We start from the raw sequence: 17,578 nt of genomic DNA, 5'->3' as shown, positions 1-17,578 counted from the left end.
GCTTCTAATGTTGTGAACATGATGCATGGCAAGCCAACCGTGCATCACATCACTTGGCGGTAGGAGCGCCAGCTTTCTCACAACAGGCTAAAGGGTAGGGCTTATCGCATAGATGACAAGCGTAAGCGGTAAAAAATTTCACTCTCAATTTGTCATGTAAAAAAAAGCCCGCATAGCGCGGGCAAATCGTTACATTGCATTCATAAGATAAGTACTTGAGCATCTCTGGTGCTCAATCAGTTCATCGTCAATTACTGCAGAAACTTTAGCCATCAGGAGGCTTGATTGCGAGGTTTAGCAGGCATAAAAAAGCCCGCTCAGTGGCGGGCTATCGGCTACAGGCATTAAAAACCCGGCTCGGTGGCCGGGTTAGTTTGCTTTGTCAGATTTGGCTTTTTGGGTGGCTTGTTCAACTTGAATGGCCGTAAGTGTTTTCCCAATGTCGTCCAGCTTATCAGCTATACGATCAAGCCCTTGATTCGTATCAGTACGGAGCGCGGCATTGTCTTCAGATGCAGACTTTTGGTTTGCTGTAATTTGGGCTCGCACTTCAGCCATTTGGCTGTCAATCCTACTTTGTGTTAACTGGAAAAAGCCAAAAACACAAGCAACAACGATGACGAGAATAGGCCAACTAATTTTCAGGGCGTGAAGGAGCTCCTGCCCGTATGAGTTATTGTTTGACATGGCATCCTCCTCTAAATCGATAGTTATGCTTTCGGCAACCAGCATATGGCTGCCATCTTGGTTTTCAAGTATATCAGCTGCAGAGTTAAGTTGCTGTAGATTAAAATGTGCTTCACGGACGAAGAAATCATCATCAAAGCATGGTGTAATCATTGTCTTTTCTCATGCAGCCAAGTGGCTACTTTGCTCGTATGGAACAGCTTAATTTCTCCACATGTGTAGCACACAACGTAGAAAGCCCATACCCCCGACCCGTTGATTAGAGGAAGAGGCATAGTAACTATAACTGGCTTGCTCTTATCGTTTGGATTGCTGTTAATTTCCCACCTGGTACCTTTGCAGCATGAGCATTTTAGATCGTGATCATCCTTCTCAAAGCTTTTGAGGAAATTCGTCAAATCTTCAATAGTTGTTGAAAGAACAATTTCCGCTATATTTATTTTATCAACATCTTCCATAAAGCATCCTCGTAAAATCTAACCCGAACGTCTCTTCCGGCCACTTAACCCTAAACCAGCTTCATCTTCGTCTCGATCGCAACGCCCAGCACCTTACAGTTACCGTTCACCGGCACCATAGGCCACTGAGGGTTCAGGCCTTTCAGATACTTCTGGCTGCCGTCAATGATGAGCTTCTTAAACGTAGCTTCGTTGTCGTCGGTCAGCTTTGCCACGACCAGGCTGCCATTCACCGCCTCACGGCCAGTATCGAACAGAACGTACGTTCCTGCTGGTATGCTCAACCCAATAGGAGCCGTCATCGAATCACCTTCCACCTGTAACCAGAAAGCATCTCCCTGCGTATGTGCGTCAGATTCAAGCCACATATCGACATCCTTTATCGTATAGGGTTCGCAGGCTTCATCCCATGAGCCAGCCTGAACCTTGCTTAAAACGGGGTAGCGCGCAGTTGGCTTGTAGTCCCGGGGGCTTGAGACGTTGGCATCAACCTGCGGCTGATCTTCGTGGATGGAGTCAAGCCAGGCATTGGGCAGCTTTAAAGCCACTTCAATTTTCCTAGCCATCTTATCCCCGATGTTCCTAACGCTATTCTCCCCAAGCAGCTGACTAAATTGGGACGCACTGATGCCCAAAAGCTCTGCGAATCCAGCCTTTGTATTGCCATCGTTCTCAAGATGCCTCTTCAGGAGGTTATTGAGATTGGTTTTTCTGACGCTTTTATTTTCCATGGCCTGATTCTCACACTATTTAGCAATGTGATAAATATGCATTTTGCTAAATACTGCTTGTTAGTTATTTAGCATAACGCTAAACTTAGCTTTGAAGTTAAACAGGAGGCACCAATGGGTAATGAACTGCTCCGCTGGCGCAAGGAGTCTTCAGCTGAAGACTGGGTCAGCCTTGCTGTACTAGCGAAAACATCTGTTGGCTACCTCGATCAAATTGCATATGGATTCCGCCGAGCATCACCAGGTAAAGCCCAGGCAATTGAGGAAGCCACAAAGAAATTCACCGATTACATGCCGGTGAAGAAGGAAAGCTTAGTCTTTGCACCACAGCGCGCTACGGCCGCTTAAGCAACACCGCTCTTTAAAACTCTGAAGCCGCTCCCACCGAAATGTCGGAGCAAAACCCAAGTGACTTGCTCACCGCAATGTCACGCAACTAATTGAACAAAAGGAATATTACATGATGGAACTTGCAACATATCGCAAAAAAGCGAGAGAGATTGAAAGTCAGCTACTGAACAAGCTGGCTGAACGTGGACAGGGAGAATTAGCGAAGGTACTCGGTCTGGATGACGCAGCTGTAAGCCGCATGAAGCGACCATCAGGAAAGCAGCGTCACAGCTTCTTCCAGATGATGAGTCTGGCGCTGGCTTATCTGGATGTGGTTTCACCTGAGTCTGAAATGGCGCGCCGGTTGATGCGCATAGAGCAGCTACTGACCAAAGAAAAAGCCCCGAGCTGCGCTAACAGCTTCGAGGCCTGATGCGAAATGACTGGATCAATTCACAGGAGTAATTATGGCAGATTTTAATGACATTCTCAAACTAACATCCCATGAATCAATGCCTATTCCTGAGGGATTTACCCCTTGCGGATGGGTTTACGTATTAGCTAATGAAAGCATGCCAGGTGTTTATAAAGTCGGCATGACAAACACTTCTCCGGAAAAGCGCGCCAAAGAGTTATCCGGATCTACTGGCGTGCCAACTCCATTCATCGTTATCAGTAGGTTTAGAACAAATAACCCTTGGGAGCATGAAAAACAGATTCACCAGCTCCTGTCTCGCTACCGGGTTAATCAAGGCCGAGAGTTTTTTAAAGCGAGTATTGATGTGATTGACGAGGTTTGTGATCAGGTCATACCTCACGGCGGCGCGATAGATGTTGAACAAATATCCAGCTACTACAACCTCGTTTCTCTCGACACTTTTAACACGCCTGACCCATACGAAGCACTTGAGTCTCTAGGTGTTAGTGCTTACGGGGGCAGAGAAGAAGTAGTTGATATTGTCCTCTGCCTTGGTTGCCTTGTGATTAAGAAAATGACAGAGAATGGCGGCGCTCTAGTTGTTCATAGCAACGGTATTCGTCTCGTTGGTGCTGACGAGGAGGTGCCAGAATGAGCAACCTGAAGCGTGTTGACTTCATCAATAAACAACTCATACCAGATAAGCCAGGAGGTCATGTGGCCGACCTTGATAACGGCTTTCTGCGACTGGCTAATCAGATTCAGGATGCACTATGCAAGGTTGAGCTATCAGGCCGCGAATTTCGCGTTCTGAACTCAATTATCCGCCTGACATACGGATGGTCGAAAAAAGAGGACAGGATACCCGCAACATCATCCTGAAGGCTCGCCAGTTAGGGTTCACGACTGAGGTCTGCATCATCCAGCTCGACGCAGCTTTGTTCGAAGCAGCCAAATGCGCATTGATAGCCCACACTCTGAACGACGCAAAGCGCCTATTCCGCGAGAAGATAAAATATGCCTATGACCGCCTTCCGGATGAGATTAAGGCCGCTAACCCTGCAAGCAATGATGCAGCGGGCGAGCTGGTATTCAGCAAAGGTGGTTCGCTCTATATCAGCACGTCTTTCCGTGGTGGCACGCTTCGTTATCTGCATGTTTCCGAGTTCGGCAAGATATGCGCTAAGTTCCCGGACAAGGCCCGCGAGATTGTTACCGGTGCTTTTGAAGCAGTATCAGGCGACTGTTTCACTACTATTGAAAGCACTGCGGAAGGCAGGGCTGGTTACTTCTTCGATTACTGCCAGTCGGCAGAAAAGGCGCTCATTCAGGGCAAGCAGCTCTCACAGTTAGACTGGAAATTCTTTTTCTTCTCATGGTGGAAGAATCCCCTGTATGCAATCGACCCCGTAGAGCCAATCCCGCAGCGCCTGAGCGATTATTTCGCTGACATCGAGGCGAAGCATAGTGTGGTAACCAACGAGCGCCAGAGAGCCTGGTATTACGCCAAAGAGAAAACGCTCGGCGATGACATGAAGCGCGAATATCCGTCAATACCAGCGGAGGCTTTTCAGCAGTCAGTCGAAGGAGCTTATTATGCCAAGCAGTTCCGCAAGCTTTACGAGCAGAAGCGTATTGGCACGCTGCCTGACAACTCTCATCAGCTGGTTCACACCTTCTGGGATATCGGCGTAGGTGACTCCACCGCCATCTGGTTCATACGTGAGGTTGGTGATGAATTCCATGTCATCGACTACTACGAGAACAGCGGTGAAGGCCTGCGACACTACATGAAGGTGCTGAAAGACCGTGGCTATGAGTATGGCGACCATTGGGCACCGCACGATATCGATAACCGTGAGTTCGCCGGAGACGGCAAGAGCCGCAAGCAGATAGCTGCAGAAGGCTTTGAAATCGAAGGACAGGTTTATTCAATTCGCTTCAAGGTCGCTCCAAAGCTTGGAGTTGATACCGGCATCGACTCGGTCCGTGAAATCCTTACAAAATGCGCCTTTGACTCAGCTAAATGCGAGTTGGGTATCTCTCACCTTGAGGGGTACCGAAAAGAGTGGGACGACAAACGCGGCTGCTGGAAAGACAAGCCATTACATGATTTCACATCGCATGGCGCTGATGCCTTTCGCTATTTTGCCGTAGCGAAGACCAACCACAAGCAGACCGGCGCAATCTTCTTCTAAGGAGCTCTCAGTGAGTGAATTAAATAGCGGGGAACAGTTCCTCGTGAATGCCCTTGCTGATGCTTTAGGGCGGCAGCGCATGCTTTACGGCGGCATGAATGGCAATACCAAGCGCACGAAACTATGGGATGAATTTGGCTATCCTGAGCAGCTAACCTTTGATAACTTTTATCGGCAGTACCGTCGTGGCTCTACTGGATTCGCGGCTGTGCATAAGCTTCTGGACTCCTGCTGGACTGACAACCCAACCATTATTGACGGCGATGAAGACCGAGAGTCCACCAAAACAACGGAATGGGAAAAGTCAGTCACCAAGCTGATGAAAAAGCAATGGGCGAAGATTAAAGACGCCGATCGCCGCAATATGGTTGGCCGTTACTCAGCCTTGCTCATTCAGGTGAAAGATAATCGGGACTGGAAAGAGCCGGTAGATACTTCAGTGGTTAAGCGGATTGGACCCAAGGCGCTGGTTAAGCTAATTCCTGCATGGGAGGCTCAGATTACGCCGGGCAACACCGATGTAGACACCCATTCAGATACATACGGCCAGCCGGTCAGCTATCACTTTAATGAGCAGCCTGTTGGTGATGATAAAGCGACTGGCAGCCCGCGCGCGGTTCAGGTGCATCCTGATCGGATCATCATGATCTGTGAAGGCTCTGAAGACGAGAATATTCTCTCGGGCATTCCCCTTCTTGAACCCGGATATAACGACCTGTTGGACATCGAGAAGACGAAGGGCGGTAGCGCCGAAGGGTTCCTGAAGAATGCCAGCCGTCAGCTTGCTACAGAATTCGATGCGCAAACAGATATGGCTGCCATTGCTAAATCGGCAAAAGAGGCTGGATATGCAACGCTTGGCGACGCAATGAATGACAAGGTTCGCAAACTTAATAGCGGTACCGATTCGGCGCTAGTAACACAATCAGGTAAAACTTCAGTGCTCTCCGTTGCAGCAGCTGACCCGACACCGAGTTGGACAGTATCGGCTAACCAGTTCTGCGCAACGATTCAATGCCCGTTCAACATCCTCTTTGGCAAGCAGACTGGCAACCTTGCCTCTGAAGAAGACAAGACAGCATGGGCAACACGTTGCAATGGCCGCCGCTGGGGATTCATGACTAATCTGGTGACGCGAGTCATTGAGCGCTTTTGGGCGATCGGCATCATCGACCCACCTTCAACCGGTGAGGTCACACTGGCATGGTCTGACCTTCTCGCGCCAAGTGAGAAACAGAAGATCGCCAACATGCAGGCGCTGGCTGATGTTGCGCAGAAGACTCAGCAGGCATTCGGCACCTCATCTGTTGAGCCTAATGAGATACGCGCTGCGGGTGAGCTTGAGCCAATTAAAGAACCAGCAACGCCAGACCCTGAAGCACAAACCGATAAGGACCCGCTGACAGATGACAACAACAGCGATAACCCGAATCGGGACACCAATCGTACCGCGCAATAAAGCAGACCCCACGCAATCCTCACGTCAGGTTGGACGGATGTATCGCGATATCGAGTCGCGGTATCTGGACATCAAGCGCAGCCTGAGACTGCTATTCGACGAGCGTCTAACCGGCCGTGAGCATGAGGCTAACAGCGAGCATGGATTCATCCTCTGTAATAACGAAGATGGCCCCGCAACGCTGTATCAGGTCAACGCGGGAACCTACATCTACGACATGACAGCGACGCAATTAGCCGACCTGTTACAGCGAGTGCAATTGATTCTGGATGATGTCCTGCTTGATGGAGGTAGCCAAAACCTGTGGGCACTGGAATATGTCGCTGCAGAGTATGAGCGCGGCACACATCAGGCATTCACGAATCTGTCCGTGCAGTCGCCAATTTACGAACAGCAAACCACCCTGGCGCAATTGTTTAGTAGTCCTGCATACCAGAACCAGATCGTAGCCGCTTATGTCTCCACATACAGCGAATGGAAGGGCATCAGCGATGCAGCCCGTGCTGACCTGGCTAATGTGATATCTGATGCGATTGGCCGGGGAATCAACCCACGCGAGACGGCACAAATTATAAGTAAGCGCCTGGATGTCAGTATGGCGCAGGCAAAGAACATTGCGCAGACCGAGCAGGTCGGGGCGCTCCGTAAGGCTCAATGGCAGGAAACTGACTGGGCGCGTGAACGGTTAGGACTGAATGCTGCATTGCTCTGGCTGTCCGCGCTCAAGCCAACAACGCGATCGTGGCACGCAGCACGGCATGGACGCACGTACACTACGGAAGAAGTTCAGGCCTTCTATGCCGTCAACGGCAACCGCTTTAACTGCTATTGCAGCCAGGTACCGGTCATCCTTGATGATAGTGAAAAGGTCGTAAATATAGGTTTGGTCGATCGACTATCGAACGAAAGAAAAGCTTGGGCCTAGGCAAAAAAAATAATAATTTACATGTCTCATCAACAAGAAGGGACTGAACAATGAATAAAAGCTTTGGTTTTTTTGTGAAGGTTTTTTCACAGGATAAGTACCGCGAAGATTTTTTAAATGGTGATTTGTACATGAACACCATTAAGTACTTTAGGGATTACGAGGAGGCGCAATCTGGAAATATCGGCGATAAAAATGAAGGTGTCAGTGCTTGGTTGGTGCCAGAGGGTTTGCAAATTAAGTTTAACCCACCTGGCATGGAGCCATTTACAATAACCAGTAAAGATTTAGCTGCGCCTGTTGTTATCAAGCGAAATGCGCATGAGAACATAAATGTTTTATGTCTGACCTACCTGCATAGTCATGGCATTTCCTTGGATGACCGCATTTCTGAAGATGATTTCAATAAATTGCAAAGATACTTCACTCTACCTGAAGAGGCTAAAAATATAGGTGAGTTCGCAGTTATCATACCAAGCGTCCCAGAATTCATTAGCCGAGTTAGAAAAGCAGCGGACAAGCTGATAAGTTCAGGTGCTGTAAGAGGACTGATTGCTAAGGAAGTGACCTATTACGATAAAGAAAAGAGTCTATCTCTTGAAAACTTCGATGATGCTGTCTTTCATAAGCAAAGCGAATATAGTCACCAAAGCGAATACAGAGTTTGCTTAAATAGAGACGCAATATTATCAGAACCCTATACCTTCAAAATAGGAAGCCTTCGAGATATTGCGCTGTCTTGTCAAATATCCGAAGTAAACTCGATGTATGAATTGCAAAAGTACCTAGATTGAAATAACCCGCTACGGCGGGTTTTTTATTGCTACTTATGAGGACACAGCATGAAGCGCAATCGCGTTAACGTGCTGACCGTCGTCAACTCCGCTTCAAACATCACTACCGAAACCATCGACGATAAACCACACATTGTGGTTCGCGGCATCACGCCCGTTGTCGACGATATCGTGATGAACCGGAAGTTGTACCCGGCAGCAGAAATTGGCAAGGCATATAACACGCTAGAACGAAACCCGATGCCATTAGGTCACCCTAAGGTTGATGGCAAGCACGTATCGGCCCGGGATGTTCGCGCAGTGAACAACTACCACGTTGGCGCATGGCTGCAGAATGTGAGTCACGCCGCCGGCAAGGTGACCGGCGACATGTACGTTGACCGTCGTTACGCCGAATCCAGCGAAAAGGGTAAGCGCCTAGTGAATAGGCTTGATGAGATGGCCGCTGGCACTAACGTTGACCCGATCCATATCTCTACCGGGCTCCTCTACTCCGGCATCGCAGCTAACGGCGAATCGAAGGGTAAAAAATACACCGAAATCGCTACCAACATGATGTTCGACCATGTGGCTGTGCTGCTTGATGAGCCTGGTGCGGGAACGCCGGGAGAGGGTGTTGGAATCTTCGTTAATGCTGAAGGTGATGACCAGGAAATTGAGATAGCCAGCTTGGCTGATGCTGCAGACTGCACCCGTGAGGGGCTGCTGAATAAAACGAAATTCTTCTTCACTAATGCCTCCAGTTTCTCATTCGATGACATCCAGCGAGCCATAAGCGACAAGCTTCGTGAAGGCCGGGCTGATGATAACTGGCTCTGGCCCGAAACTGTGTGGCCGGACACCTTCATCTACCGTGATGACACCCGCTATTTCAAACAGAAATACCTCATCGATGATGAAGGCCTAGCCCAATTCGTCGGCGAACCACAAGAAGTCGTGCGCAAACCTACTGAGTACGAAATTAAAACCAACGGAGAAAGAGATCCGATGAAAGAGCTGATCGTAAATGCGCTGAAAGCAGCTGGTAAGCCGACTGAAGGCAAGACCGATGCCGAGTTGATGGACGCATATAACCAGATGGCTGCCGAAAAAGCGGCTGACAACAAAGAAACGCCTGAAGAAAAGGCCGCTCGCCTGAAGAAAGAAGCGGACGACAAGAAGGCCAAAGAGACCGCAGCAAACAGCGAGCAGGCCCCGGCATGGTTCAAGCCATTTGCCGACAAACTGACCACCATTGAAAGCGGCCTTGCGGTTAACGCCGACAAAGAGAAGGGCGAAAAACGCACTGCTGTAAAAGCGAAGTTTGGCCTCGATGATCTGGCTGTCAACGCTCTCGATGGCGCAGCGCTTGACGGCCTGTATGCACAGTGCCAGACCACTACCGGCCTGAACGGTTCTTTCCGTCAGACCGCTACCAATCAATCAGTCAGCGAAATGCCGGAGTAAATGATGGCCAAAGACGGAAAGAACGTAATTCACGCGGGCGGCATCTTTGCTAACCCGCAACTTCATCGCGAAGGCGCTGCGTCTGCTGACACCAAGCCTGGCACTATCGGCTTCTTCGATAACACCACGAAGAAGTTCACCGCATCAGTTGCAGGCAATGAGCAGGCGATTCTGTATGTCGCTAACTATGACTACCTGCGTTGCAAGACGGTGGATGACACCATCTTGGCTGGTGAGTTGGTTGTAGCGATGCACCCAACGCCTGGTGTGTTCTTCAACGTGCCAGCCGCAACCGGCACTTATACCAAGGGCCAGCCACTGTCGATCGCAAATGGTCGCGTGAAAGCTGTTGCAACCGACGAGTCTGTCCGCGCTTACGTGGAAGAGGACCGTCCATACACTATCGCGACAGCAGGTGACCTCCTGCGCGTTGTCATTAAGTAAGGAGCACCGAATGTTTGTATTCTCCACTAAAAAGGCGACCGAGACCGGCAACCTCGCAGCCAACTCTGGTCAATTTAAAAAGCTGACCGCTGCACGTAATGCCAGCGCACAGGCTGCGGCTGACTTTCTGGCTCGCACTCAGTGGCGTGGTGAGGCAGAGGGCGCTCCAGTACTTGATGCAGTAAACGCTGTTGATGACATTCGTCGCCTCTACCGCGCTTACGATCAGACTGTGCTCACCCAGTTCGAGCCAAACACCGAGTTCACCCTGCTCAATGACCTGATGCCGCTGGCTCGTTCAGTGCGCCTGGAAGAGTCCGTGTATGAATATGCTCGCACCGGCGGCCGTGGCTGGGCTCACACTTCAATGTCCGGTCAGATTGGTGCGGCTCTGGATGCGAAGAGCTACACCTTCGATGGCACCATGGTCCCAATTCATGACTCCGGTTTCAAATTCAACTGGCGTGACCCGGTATTCAACAAAGGCTCTGCGCTGTCCTCACTGGCTGATGCCCAAGCAGGTTCAGTTGATGACGTGCGTCGTCAGTACGTTGATTACATCTGGGAAGGCTTCCGCGATGCAGCGGGTAACTACATCAATTTCGACGGAAAAACTTGGAAGGGCTTACGCCACGATGAGCGCGTTGCTCAGGTGACGCTTACCGTCAACTTTGCAACCAGCACCGATGTGAAGGCCACCGGTGATTACATCCTGATTGGTGCGTCGAGCAATCCTGACCCGATCGCCGTGGGCGCTGATGAGGTTATGCAGGCAATTCGCTATGCAGACACCTTTGAGCGGCTGGCTGATGATTATGCAATTCTGACGGGGGGCTGATATGGGAGTAAAAGTCCGCGGCATCCGGCAGGCCCAGCAGAACCTCAACGCACTAATTGGCGACATTCAGGGCAGGAAGGCTGTCAGGGCACTGCAGAGCGCATTAATCATCGGCTCATCTCAGGCAGCACTGTACACGCCTATCGACACCTCCACGCTTATCAACAGTCAGTATCGAGAGCTGGACATTAAAGGAACGCGACTGACCGGCCGAGTGGGCTACTCAGCTAACTATGCCGTCTATGTTCACGATCCTAACATCCCGCAAAACTTCCGGCGCTCAACCGCTCAGAAAGAGTTCCTGACTAAGGGCTTCGAAGATTCGCGCGAGCTGATTGACCGCACTATTAAAAAGGAGATGTCACTGTGACCCCTCCGATGCACAAGCGCGTGCTGAACTACTTCAATGATGCAGCACTTACTTCCGGCTATCTCCCTCAGCTTCTTGTGTGGAATGACACGGGAAAGCTCACCGATAACTTCATGGTTTTCCGTCCTAATGGCGGTGGGCCTGTACGCAACCAGCTTGGCGGTGACTATTACGTGATGGTCGATGTCATCGGCGCTAAGAGCGCGAATGGCATAGTGGATCAGCGTGTACAGGACGTCATCGATTACGTTCAGCAAAACCCAATGGCTGATGCTTGCGTCGGTTATCTGGAAAACCTCGGAGGCATTCCCGCCCCCGTCCAAACAACCGAAGGCCGCCTGGTCTATCGGCTTCAGTTTGTTGCCACTTTCGGCAGCTCCTAAAACGTCAAAGAGGAATTAAACATGGCTGAATGCCAGAACAGCAACGAACGTTTGTTCGGTGGCGCCGTTGTGCTTGAAGTTGCCGATGGCTGCAGCGATGTACTGCCGCAGGAATCGGAATGGAAAGCACTGGCAGCCGGCACAAGCAAAGGGTGGGACTTCTCCCCTAATACGGTGACATCAGATGCTGATGATGGTGGCGGCTTCGTTGAAAGCATCATCACCAACTCTGATTTCACGATCAGTTTTGAAGGTGAAGTGCGCAAAAAGGGCAAGCTCGACCAGTACGGTGTAGGCCGCTTTATCAAGTACTTTGCTGCCGAGCTTAAAGCGCGTCGCCAGCCTGGAATCTGGGTTCGTATGGAATATGGCGAAGTCACATTCCAGGGTTACATGGTCGTTACAGCGCTGAGTTCTGATGGCGGCACGAATGACATCGTAACATTTACCACGGAGTTCAAGGTGGGCGATGCAACGACTATTCAGGTGCTCGATACTGACGAAACAATACCGGCAACCGGCGTTACTGTTACACCAGCCACTGCATCACTCGCTGTTGGCGCGACGCGTCAATTGACTGGCGCAGTACAGCCAACCGATGCAACCGACCGCACCGGCACATGGACAACTTCAGATGCCACCAAAGCAACAGTGAACAGCACTGGCCTGGTCACCGCAGTTGCTGCTGGTTCCGCGACGATCACCTTCAAATCCAATGACGGTAATTTCACCGCGACTTCCGCTGTGACTGTCACTGCTTCGTAACCATTCCAAAGGGCTGGTTATCAGCCCTTGATAATGTTTATGGAGGCAATATGGTTCCCGCGAAAGAAATCGGTGAATGCGTTATGTCACTCAGCGATCGTGACTACTTCTTCAGGCCTTCATTCATCAACATGATGAAGATTGGTGATCCGGAAGAAGTCGTCCAGGCATTCCATTACCTGCACAATGATGAATTTTCGTCACTGATGCGCAAAGCGATTGATGCTTATGGCAGCGTACCAAAATGGCTTAGCCGGTATGTGGCATCACCTCAATTCAGTAAGCAAGCGGTATACGCAGCAATGAGCGTGCTGAATGCCTGCACAGATGAAGACGCGAGCCCGCTGATTGGCGAGTTGCGGGTTGGCAAGTCAGGTAAATGGTCTTTTGTTTATCGCAAAGGATCCATGCCGGTAGGTGACATGATCCTTATCGCACAGGCTCTGATTCAGCACGGAATCATTGGCAAAGCTAAAGTGCGTAAGCTTCAGCGGCACGAAGGCGCGCAGGCATCATCTGAATTCAATGCGTTTGAATACATCAGCGCCGCCCGCACGCATTTGGATATGAGTCGCGATGAGGCTGAAAAACTGACGATGACCGAGTTCCAGATGCTGCTGGCTGCGAAGTTTCCGGATCAGAAAGGCTTCACCAAAGAAGAGTATGATGCGGTGGCTGATGACTACCTTGCTAGAAAGAAAAGGAAAATGGCAGCAACCAAGCAGAGCTAATTTAATATAATGCTATCGCTTTTGTGGCTGCTTTCTTACATTGCAATGTAAAGAATTAATGATAGGATGTTTCCGATTGCAATCAAGGGAAACATTAAATGAAAAAGGTTTTAGCATTGGCGCTCGGAGCGCTTTTACTTTCAGGATGCACTGTACGCGTGGCTGATATGACCGTCGCGAGCACTAAAAATTACAATCTTAATGCCGCCAAGTTTGAAAAAGGCGCTCGAGTTACTGGCGAGGACAAAGCGCCGATCGTAATTTTCCCGTTAGGTATTCCTAATGTTAAAACAGCGATGGACCACGCCATTGAGAAAGACAAGTGTGCGGTTGGCTTAAGTGATGTAGTTATTTATCAGTTAAACCATGCCTTCCTCTTCGGCACTTACGGTTTCCGCGTTGAGGGAACACAGATTATCGATAAATCACAGATTGGATGTGAAAATCACATCTGACATCAAGCCACCTTCGGGTGGCTTTTTCTTTGCGCCATCTTGCTACCACGACGTGCTAGGATTTAACACACTGACACTAATGGGGATAGGGATATGAAAAAACTAATTTTTAGCGCCATTGCTGCGGTTTTGCTATCTGGCTGCGTCTACACCGGCACAAACTTTGATGAGTCGAACTTGGCAAACGTTCACAAAGGAGAAACCACTAAGCAGGAAGTGATCTCCTACTTTGGCAAACCATCTACCACAACTGTGGATTCAGATGGTAATGAATTGCTGATGTGGACTTACAGCATTGGTAGCGCTTTCGGCGCAGATGCAAAGGTGCTCACAGTCAAAACACATAACGGTACAGTCGAATCCTATTCGGTCAGCAAATCGAAAATTTAAATTCGGTATCGAACACATAACCTCGCTCAGGCGGGGTTTTTTTATGCCTGGAGATCATGATGGCTGGTGCTTATAACGCAGGCAGTATCGTCTACGAAATTGATATGGAGACGGCCAAACTCATTGCGGCGCGGAGAGAAGTCGATGCCGCGTTAAGTGGTATGAGTGGCAGCATGGGTCGACTCGAGGCCAGCGTTAGCAAAACAGAAAAGTCGATATCTTACATGGAAGGCGCTGTTTCTAGCCTGACAGGAGTAGCTAAAGGCCTCCTTGCCGCGTTATCTGTTCACCAAGTCGCGGAATGGGGCAATGAGTGGGTAACGGTCAACAACAAGCTCGTAAACTCCGTACGCACCACCGAGCAACTTGCCGACGTCACTCAGCGCGTGTTCGACATAGCGCAAAGCACCCGTTCAGGACTTGAAGCGACCGCCACCCTCTACGGTCGCCTTGAGCGATCAACCCGCAGCGCCGGCACAAGCACTAAAGACCTGATCACTCTGACATCGACTATCAACAAAGGACTGGCTGTTTCAGGTGCAACAACTGAAGAAGCCAGCTCTACAATGACGCAGCTCTCTCAGGCGCTTGCGTCTGGCGTTCTGCGCGGCGAAGAATTTAACTCCATATCTGAGAACGGTAGCCGTCTGGCTGTCGCGTTGGCTGACTCACTCGGCGTGACCATTGGTCAGCTGCGCGCAATGGCTGCTGAAGGGAAGCTAACCACGGAAGTTGTAGTAAACGGCCTGCTGAAGCAGAGCGACGCAATCGCCAAAGAGTTTTCCAACACCGCGACCACAATGAGCCAGGCGTTTACGATCGCTACCAACAACATCACCAAGTTTGTTGGCGAAAGCTCAACCGTCTCGACCGGGATTAAGGCATTCAATTCGGGAATTATTTCCCTTTCTCAGAATCTCGACACCATCAGTGCCGTGCTCGTTACGCTGACTGCGGCGATGGGTAGCCGCTTTGCCGGTGCACTGGTTATGGCTACTGCAGCAAAGTTAAAAGACACAGCCGCGACTATCGCATCAGCGAAAGCATCAGAAGTTGCTGCGAAAGATGCTGAGCTAGAGGCGTCCGCTAAACTGCGCCTCGCTAACGTAGAGAAAGCAGCAACCATCCAGACGCTGCAGTTAGCAGAAGGACGCCTGGCGACGATGCGCAGCACGCAGGCCTCTGTTGCTGCTGAGGTGCAGTTAGCGGAGGCTGAATCGGCTTCAATCCGTACTACCATCGCTCAAATTGAGTCAGAAAAGGCACTCGAAGCACAGCGCTTGCGTGCACAAATTACGGATCAGGGGCGCGTTGCCACTGCTACACGCATGGCACAGTTACAACAGGCATCCGCTGCGTTGAATACTCGCTTAGCAGCAGCAGAAGCAGCCACAGCAGAAGCCAGAGCCGCCGCCATTGCCTCAGCAGAGGCATCAGTCAGTGCAGCCCGTATTGCTGCGGCTGATGCAACAGGCGTGGCCACTGCTGCCAATGGACGGTATATCGCATCTCAGGAAGCATCAGTGATTGCCACACGCGCTGCCTCAACGTCTCTTGGATTGCTGCGCGGAGCACTTGGTCTTGTCGGCGGCCCCGCTGGCGTGGCTATGCTGGCAGGTGCAGCAATCTTCTATTTCTGGCAGCAGTCCCAGCAGGCAAAGCAGGAAGCAATCTCGTTTGCGGATGGAGTAGACCGTCTAACCGACTCGCTCAAAGCAATGAGTAATACCTCGCTGCGTGGCACGATCGCCGATGCAAATACTGCATTGCGAGGTCAGCAAGATGTGGTGTCAGACCTCAAAGATGAAATTGCAGAACTTACCAGAAAGAGAGATGAGGCGGAGGCATCTGGGAAAAAGTACGGCACAACGATAGAGCAAGGTAACGGCCTGTTATTGCGCGCCGCCCAACTTACCGATCAGATTAACCAGAAGCAACGCGATCTTGAAAACACTGAAAGCAAGTTAGCCAATACCACGAAACTTCGCGACGACGCGCAGGTTACGCTAAGCAATAACATGCTGACTGCAATGGGCATACACGACAGGTTAATTGAGCGTGGCACTACCCTCGAGAGAGTTCAGGGTGCAGTTGCAAAAGCGTTTGGCACAACAGCTGATCAGATAAACCGCGCCAACCAAGCCGGTCAGGCATACAACCCCAAATCACTGCAGGTGTCTCCAGCGACGCCAAAAGGGGATGAGGCGATCTTGGGGCTCGAGCAGCAAAACGAGTTGCTTAAAATTCAGGACGAACGCCTGCGAGCAGTCACTAAGGCTGGCATGGAGCAAGCCAAGGTAACCAGCAACCCTAATCAGATTGCAGCTGCTAAACGCCTTGCTGGGGAAAACTTCGATCTCCAGCAGGCTGAAGATGCCAGAAAGAAAGCGGCGTCAGATGCAGAGTCTCAAGCTAAGCGGTCGGCGTCATCGGCAGAGTCAGTAGCTGAAAAGCTGGCGAAGCTGAAAGAACAGTCTGAGCTGGCAGGAGAGTCGACCCGACAGTTAAGCAGAGACCAGGCGATACTGACAGCGCAGCAATCCCTTGGATCATCAGCTACCCCAGAGCAGGTCAAGCTTGCTGGCGAGTATGCAGCAGCAAAATGGGATACTGGCAATGCAATCCGCGCTCAGGCTGCGGCAGAAAAGCTTCTGCCCGAAGCACGGGAAAACTCTAGCTATAAGCAGGATTTAGAGGATCTGAAAACTGCTTTATCTGCGAAGAAAATCACTCAGCAACAGGCCGATGCAACAGCCGAACAGCTGGAGAAGCAATACCAGATCAATATTGCCAAAATACGCGCGCAACAGGCGGTTTCGCCAGCTCAGGAAGCCGTTGGCACTGTCGACCCTGTCCAGCAACTTGCTAACCAAAATGCTCAAAAGCTCGCGCTCATCCAGCAGTTCGAGCAACAGAGACTGGTTACTGAGCAGCAAGGCTTGGCGTTGCGGAATGCTGCTAATACAGAGTATGAGCAGCAGCGAATTGCCGCGCAGTGGGAAATCTATCGTAGCCAGAGCCAGTCTAATGAGCTTCTGGCGACCGCTATAGACTCGCTTCAGGGCGGGGCGTCAAACGCTATCACGGGCCTGCTGAACGGAACGCAAAGCCTTGGAGAGGCATTTGCCAATATCGGTAGCACCATTCTGAACTCAGTGGTTAGTAGTTTGGTTCAGATGGGTCTGGAATGGGTTAAATCGCAGGTCATTGGTCAAACAGCTCAGCAGGCAGCAATACTTTCCAACCAGGCTACGTCCGCTGCAGCCCTGGCATCATCAACCGCGATGGGAGCCGCCTCTGCCGCAACGCTGCTTGCAGCATATTCACCGGCTGCAATGGCTGCATCTATTGCCACTTCTGGCGGCGCGGCTGCTGCCGGCTTGACTGGCTACACCACGGCAATGACCGCTGCGCAAACCATGTCTCTTGCAGGAATGCGCGAGCACGGTGGTCCCGTTAACGCCAGCAGTATGTACCGGGTAGGTGAAGGTGGTAAGCCTGAAATCTTCAAAGCCAGCAATGGCAGCCAGTACATGATTCCCGGTGATAATGGCTCGGTAATCAGCAACCGGGATATTGACGGTGGGGGCAGTACCGGCGGTGGTTTGGTAATGAATTTCAATTTCGATATCCAGACTACAGGCGGCGTTGACGAAGCCACGCAGAAGCAAATGGCGCAGATGATGCAGACCGTTGCCATTCGCACTATCAAAGACCAGCAGCGCCCTTCAGGCTTACTCAGTAAAGGTAGATAAC

19 protein-coding genes and 2 pseudogenes are annotated in these 17,578 nt (G+C 50.7%); 18 read left to right on the top strand and 3 right to left on the bottom strand.

The window, feature by feature from the left end; genetic code table 11:
- Window positions 1–369: 369 nt before the first annotated feature.
- Genes Q7C21_RS14745 through Q7C21_RS14735 form a run of 3 tightly spaced genes read right to left on the bottom strand, consistent with a single transcriptional unit; the run spans window position 370 to window position 1,876 of the window.
- Window positions 370–840 carry a hypothetical protein gene (locus Q7C21_RS14745; protein WP_337036410.1) on the bottom strand — a complete coding sequence of 157 codons (471 nt, stop codon included), beginning with the start codon at window positions 838–840 and terminating at the stop codon, window positions 370–372.
- Window positions 837–1,145, bottom strand: a complete 309-nt coding sequence (locus Q7C21_RS14740; RefSeq protein WP_337036411.1) for a hypothetical protein — start codon at window positions 1,143–1,145, stop codon at window positions 837–839. The genes Q7C21_RS14745 and Q7C21_RS14740 overlap by 4 nt, the downstream gene beginning before the upstream one ends.
- Window positions 1,146–1,195: 50 nt before the next feature.
- On the bottom strand, window positions 1,196–1,876 hold the full coding sequence (locus Q7C21_RS14735; RefSeq protein ID WP_375150833.1) for a LexA family protein: 681 nt from the start codon (window positions 1,874–1,876) through the stop codon (window positions 1,196–1,198).
- Window positions 1,877–1,990: 114 nt separating this feature from the next.
- Between Q7C21_RS14735 and Q7C21_RS14730 the strand changes: the two genes are divergently transcribed.
- The 18 genes and pseudogenes from Q7C21_RS14730 to Q7C21_RS14645 all read left to right on the top strand — a co-directional run bounded on the left by Q7C21_RS14730 (window position 1,991) and on the right by Q7C21_RS14645 (window position 17,577).
- Window positions 1,991–2,224 (top strand): transcriptional regulator, encoded by a 234-nt coding sequence (locus Q7C21_RS14730; RefSeq protein ID WP_187513213.1) that lies wholly within the window; start codon window positions 1,991–1,993, stop codon window positions 2,222–2,224.
- Window positions 2,225–2,336: 112 nt separating this feature from the next.
- The gene (locus tag Q7C21_RS14725) at window positions 2,337–2,639 is read left to right on the top strand and encodes a CII family transcriptional regulator (RefSeq protein ID WP_255527149.1); all 303 of its coding nucleotides are present in this window, start codon (window positions 2,337–2,339) and stop codon (window positions 2,637–2,639) included.
- A gap of 34 nt (window positions 2,640–2,673) precedes the next feature.
- Window positions 2,674–3,279 carry a GIY-YIG nuclease family protein gene (locus Q7C21_RS14720; protein ID WP_375150832.1) on the top strand — a complete coding sequence of 202 codons (606 nt, stop codon included), beginning with the start codon at window positions 2,674–2,676 and terminating at the stop codon, window positions 3,277–3,279.
- Window positions 3,276–3,488, top strand: a pseudogene (locus Q7C21_RS14715) (replication protein); the annotation flags it as partial. The gene Q7C21_RS14720 and the pseudogene Q7C21_RS14715, both read left to right, overlap by 4 nt.
- Window positions 3,479–4,822 (top strand): annotated as a pseudogene (locus tag Q7C21_RS14710) (terminase); the annotation flags it as partial. The pseudogenes Q7C21_RS14715 and Q7C21_RS14710, both read left to right, overlap by 10 nt.
- 10 nt (window positions 4,823–4,832) lie before the next feature.
- A complete protein-coding gene (locus Q7C21_RS14705; protein WP_375150831.1) occupies window positions 4,833–6,281 on the top strand; it encodes a DUF1073 domain-containing protein in 1,449 nt (482 codons plus the stop codon).
- A complete protein-coding gene (locus Q7C21_RS14700) occupies window positions 6,229–7,206 on the top strand; it encodes a phage minor head protein (protein ID WP_375150830.1) in 978 nt (325 codons plus the stop codon). Before Q7C21_RS14705 ends, Q7C21_RS14700 begins: the two co-directional genes overlap by 53 nt.
- A 50-nt stretch (window positions 7,207–7,256) precedes the next feature.
- The gene (locus Q7C21_RS14695; RefSeq protein WP_375150829.1) at window positions 7,257–8,000 is read left to right on the top strand and encodes a hypothetical protein; all 744 of its coding nucleotides are present in this window, start codon (window positions 7,257–7,259) and stop codon (window positions 7,998–8,000) included.
- Between the two features lie 48 nt (window positions 8,001–8,048).
- A complete protein-coding gene (locus Q7C21_RS14690) occupies window positions 8,049–9,446 on the top strand; it encodes a DUF2213 domain-containing protein (RefSeq protein ID WP_375150828.1) in 1,398 nt (465 codons plus the stop codon).
- 3 nt (window positions 9,447–9,449) lie between these two features.
- Entirely contained in the window at window positions 9,450–9,890 is a 441-nt protein-coding gene (locus Q7C21_RS14685; RefSeq protein WP_375150861.1) for a hypothetical protein, read from the top strand.
- Between the two features lie 10 nt (window positions 9,891–9,900).
- Window positions 9,901–10,728, top strand: a complete 828-nt coding sequence (locus tag Q7C21_RS14680; RefSeq protein ID WP_375150827.1) for a major capsid protein — start codon at window positions 9,901–9,903, stop codon at window positions 10,726–10,728.
- Window position 10,729: 1 nt separating this feature from the next.
- Window positions 10,730–11,098, top strand: coding sequence for an HK97 gp10 family phage protein (locus Q7C21_RS14675; protein WP_375150826.1), 369 nt, complete (start codon window positions 10,730–10,732; stop codon window positions 11,096–11,098).
- The gene (locus Q7C21_RS14670) at window positions 11,095–11,481 is read left to right on the top strand and encodes a hypothetical protein (protein WP_375150825.1); all 387 of its coding nucleotides are present in this window, start codon (window positions 11,095–11,097) and stop codon (window positions 11,479–11,481) included. Before Q7C21_RS14675 ends, Q7C21_RS14670 begins: the two co-directional genes overlap by 4 nt.
- Window positions 11,482–11,502: 21 nt before the next feature.
- A complete protein-coding gene (locus tag Q7C21_RS14665; RefSeq protein WP_375150824.1) occupies window positions 11,503–12,246 on the top strand; it encodes an Ig domain-containing protein in 744 nt (247 codons plus the stop codon).
- A 50-nt stretch (window positions 12,247–12,296) separates the two neighbouring features.
- On the top strand, window positions 12,297–12,977 hold the full coding sequence (locus tag Q7C21_RS14660) for a DUF6246 family protein (RefSeq protein WP_375150823.1): 681 nt from the start codon (window positions 12,297–12,299) through the stop codon (window positions 12,975–12,977).
- Window positions 12,978–13,075: 98 nt separating this feature from the next.
- Entirely contained in the window at window positions 13,076–13,432 is a 357-nt protein-coding gene (locus Q7C21_RS14655) for a hypothetical protein (RefSeq protein WP_283543653.1), read from the top strand.
- 93 nt (window positions 13,433–13,525) lie between these two features.
- A complete protein-coding gene (locus Q7C21_RS14650; protein ID WP_375150822.1) occupies window positions 13,526–13,822 on the top strand; it encodes a hypothetical protein in 297 nt (98 codons plus the stop codon).
- Window positions 13,823–13,878: 56 nt separating this feature from the next.
- Entirely contained in the window at window positions 13,879–17,577 is a 3,699-nt protein-coding gene (locus Q7C21_RS14645; RefSeq protein WP_375150821.1) for a tape measure protein, read from the top strand.
- The last annotated feature ends 1 nt before the right edge of the window (window position 17,578 follow it).

The organism is Pantoea sp. ANP04 (genome assembly GCF_041982285.1).
Classification (GTDB): domain Bacteria; phylum Pseudomonadota; class Gammaproteobacteria; order Enterobacterales; family Enterobacteriaceae; genus Pantoea; species Pantoea eucalypti.
This window is presented reverse-complemented; position numbering and strand designations above follow the sequence as displayed.

Coding starts and splice junctions, on each gene's coding strand:
- Q7C21_RS14650 (WP_375150822.1), top strand. CDS start 13,526: ATGAAAAAACTAATTTTTAGCGCCATTGCTGCGGTTTTGCTATCTGGC.
- Q7C21_RS14735 (WP_375150833.1), bottom strand. CDS start 1,876: ATGGAAAATAAAAGCGTCAGAAAAACCAATCTCAATAACCTCCTGAAG.
- Q7C21_RS14740 (WP_337036411.1), bottom strand. CDS start 1,145: ATGGAAGATGTTGATAAAATAAATATAGCGGAAATTGTTCTTTCAACA.
- Q7C21_RS14680 (WP_375150827.1), top strand. CDS start 9,901: ATGTTTGTATTCTCCACTAAAAAGGCGACCGAGACCGGCAACCTCGCA.
- Q7C21_RS14730 (WP_187513213.1), top strand. CDS start 1,991: ATGGGTAATGAACTGCTCCGCTGGCGCAAGGAGTCTTCAGCTGAAGAC.
- Q7C21_RS14725 (WP_255527149.1), top strand. CDS start 2,337: ATGATGGAACTTGCAACATATCGCAAAAAAGCGAGAGAGATTGAAAGT.
- Q7C21_RS14685 (WP_375150861.1), top strand. CDS start 9,450: ATGGCCAAAGACGGAAAGAACGTAATTCACGCGGGCGGCATCTTTGCT.
- Q7C21_RS14700 (WP_375150830.1), top strand. CDS start 6,229: ATGACAACAACAGCGATAACCCGAATCGGGACACCAATCGTACCGCGC.
- Q7C21_RS14675 (WP_375150826.1), top strand. CDS start 10,730: ATGGGAGTAAAAGTCCGCGGCATCCGGCAGGCCCAGCAGAACCTCAAC.
- Q7C21_RS14665 (WP_375150824.1), top strand. CDS start 11,503: ATGGCTGAATGCCAGAACAGCAACGAACGTTTGTTCGGTGGCGCCGTT.
- Q7C21_RS14645 (WP_375150821.1), top strand. CDS start 13,879: ATGATGGCTGGTGCTTATAACGCAGGCAGTATCGTCTACGAAATTGAT.
- Q7C21_RS14655 (WP_283543653.1), top strand. CDS start 13,076: ATGAAAAAGGTTTTAGCATTGGCGCTCGGAGCGCTTTTACTTTCAGGA.
- Q7C21_RS14695 (WP_375150829.1), top strand. CDS start 7,257: ATGAATAAAAGCTTTGGTTTTTTTGTGAAGGTTTTTTCACAGGATAAG.
- Q7C21_RS14720 (WP_375150832.1), top strand. CDS start 2,674: ATGGCAGATTTTAATGACATTCTCAAACTAACATCCCATGAATCAATG.
- Q7C21_RS14745 (WP_337036410.1), bottom strand. CDS start 840: ATGATTACACCATGCTTTGATGATGATTTCTTCGTCCGTGAAGCACAT.
- Q7C21_RS14660 (WP_375150823.1), top strand. CDS start 12,297: ATGGTTCCCGCGAAAGAAATCGGTGAATGCGTTATGTCACTCAGCGAT.
- Q7C21_RS14690 (WP_375150828.1), top strand. CDS start 8,049: ATGAAGCGCAATCGCGTTAACGTGCTGACCGTCGTCAACTCCGCTTCA.